This window comes from Streptomyces sparsus (assembly GCF_054776295.1).
The window spans coordinates 1-1988 of sequence record NZ_BAAHCA010000897.1 but is presented as its reverse complement, the minus strand read 5'-3'; the positions used below and the strand labels follow the sequence as shown (position 1 = coordinate 1988).

Genomic DNA, 1988 nt, shown 5'->3' with positions numbered 1-1988 from the left:
GGTGCCTTGCCGGCCGCCGCCCGGGGGCGGGGTCAGACGGCCGAGTGGGCGCGCCAGAGGTCCACGACCGCGCCGTCGCCCTCCACGGTGAGCCCTCCCTGGTACGGCATGCGGTTCCACAGCGTCAGGAACAGCGTCTCGGCCGGTCCGCTCAGCTCGCAGTCGGCGGGGCCCTCGTCACCGCGCCGTGCCACCGGGTGCCGGTCGCTGATCCGGACCGTCCAACTGTGCGGCTCGGCGGTGTCGGTCGCGGTGATGCGCAGCGACCGCGGCCGGTCGCTGCGGACCCGGCTGCGCTCGCGGGCGTGGAAGCCGGTCAGCAGCTCGTCGATGCCGTCGGCCGCCACCTCGCTGCGCAGCGGCGAGAGCGCCTGGCCCTCGGCGAGTTCGGCGTCGATGCGGTGCACGGTGGTCTCGTGCGTCTGCCGGCGGGCCCAGAAGTGCCTCGCCGAGCGGGCGTCCGGCAGGAAGGTCCAGCACTCCACGTCCTCGGGCGCCTCCTCCAGGGTGCGCAGCAGCCGGTCGTGGCCGTCCCGGAACCAGTGCACCAGTTCGTCGTCGGGGACGGGAGCCGCCTCCACGGCGGTGCGCGCGGTGCGTCGCTCGGCCACCACGGCCGCGGCCCAGCGGTGCACCGCGCCCTGGTGGCGGACCAGGTCGCGGACCCGCCAGTCCGGACAGGTGGGAACCTCGGCGTCGAGCCCGGCGCGCTCGGCGGCCACGATCAGCGAACCGCCCTCCTGGGAAAGGACGGTGAGGAAGTCAGCTGTCTCCATGGGCGGGATTGTGCCAGCCGTCGTCGACCGCGGACGGGCGTCCGCGAAACGCGCGGTAGCAGGCGCCGAGCAGAGCCGCCTGGGCCGTCGCGGAGAGCGCCACCATCAGCAGGTAGGCCCACAGCGGTGCCTCCCCCAACTCCCAGAGCCCTTCCGAGACGCCCAGCAGGAGGAAGACGGTCGGTGCCGTGGCCAGCACCGCCCAGATGCCGGCGAAGGACGCGCTCTCATGGTCCACGAACAGCGCGTCGGCCACCGCGAACAGCGCGGCGCCGACCACCAGGGCCAGATACCCCAGGGCGACCGGGTTGACCAGGACGCTCCGGGGGGTGAAACGGGACGGCCGGGGCGTGGACCGGGTCGGCGCGGCGTTCGGTGCCTGCGTCATGGCTGCTTCCCTCACAGGTGCGGAGGCGGACTCCTCAAGGACCGGCACCACGGTGCCGTGGCGCCGAACGGGCCGCCTGAGTACGCATACTCATTCGTTACGCGCCGGTAGTGCACGGCGGCGCGGTGCCTACACTGCCACCACCGTGTTTTGTTCATGGTCAACACAAAGGGAGATCATGGGGTGACCCAGATTCGTACCAGGCCGGACAGGGGCAGGAGCGCGCTGGGCCCCGCGTTGGAACTCGTCCACACCGGGCGGGCTCCGACCAGGGCCGTTCTCACCGCGGAACTGGGCGTCACACGGGCCACCGCGGGCGCGGTCGCGGCGGAGTTGCAGGCACTGGGACTGATCACCGTCGACTCGCGGCCCACCACCTCGGCCGGCGCGCAGGGCCGTCCGTCCCACCGCCTTTCGGTGGACGAGGACGGGCCGGTGGTGCTCGCCGCGCAGGTGCACGCGGACGGTTTCCGAGCCGCGCTGGTCGGACTCGGCGGCCGGGTGGTCGCCACCGACCCGGGCTGCGGAACGGTCGACGCCGATCCCGCCCAGGTGCTCGGTGAGGTGGTCGCCGCCGGCGTGCGCCTGCTGCGCGCCACCGGACGCCGCTGTGTGGGCGCCGGACTCGCGGTGCCCTCGGCGGTCGCCGAGCCCGAGGGCACCGCACTCAACCCGCTGCACCTCGCCTGGCAGGCCGGCGCACCGGTCCGGGAGATCTTCGCCCGCTGCCTGGCCGAAGCCGGCGTACCGGGCCCCCGGCCGGGCAGCACGGCGGCCGGGTTCGCCGCGAACGACGTCAACCTGGGGGCGCTCGCCGAGCACCG

2 protein-coding genes and 1 pseudogene are annotated in these 1988 nt (G+C 74.2%); 1 reads left to right on the top strand and 2 read right to left on the bottom strand.

Features of this window, described 5'->3' with window-relative positions; genetic code table 11:
- Positions 1 to 32: 32 nt before the first annotated feature.
- Together ACYVE9_RS24675 and ACYVE9_RS24670 are read right to left on the bottom strand one after the other, a co-directional pair.
- Complete coding sequence (locus ACYVE9_RS24675; RefSeq protein ID WP_461030107.1) at positions 33 to 776, bottom strand: maleylpyruvate isomerase family mycothiol-dependent enzyme; 744 nt, start codon at positions 774 to 776, stop codon at positions 33 to 35.
- Positions 763 to 1164 (bottom strand): SCO4225 family membrane protein, encoded by a 402-nt coding sequence (locus ACYVE9_RS24670; RefSeq protein ID WP_461030106.1) that lies wholly within the window; start codon positions 1162 to 1164, stop codon positions 763 to 765. Before ACYVE9_RS24670 ends, ACYVE9_RS24675 begins: the two co-directional genes overlap by 14 nt.
- Before the next feature lie 183 nt (positions 1165 to 1347).
- On the opposite strand from ACYVE9_RS24670, the pseudogene ACYVE9_RS24665 reads away from it, so the two are divergent.
- A pseudogene (locus ACYVE9_RS24665) lies at positions 1348 to 1988 on the top strand (ROK family protein); the annotation flags it as partial.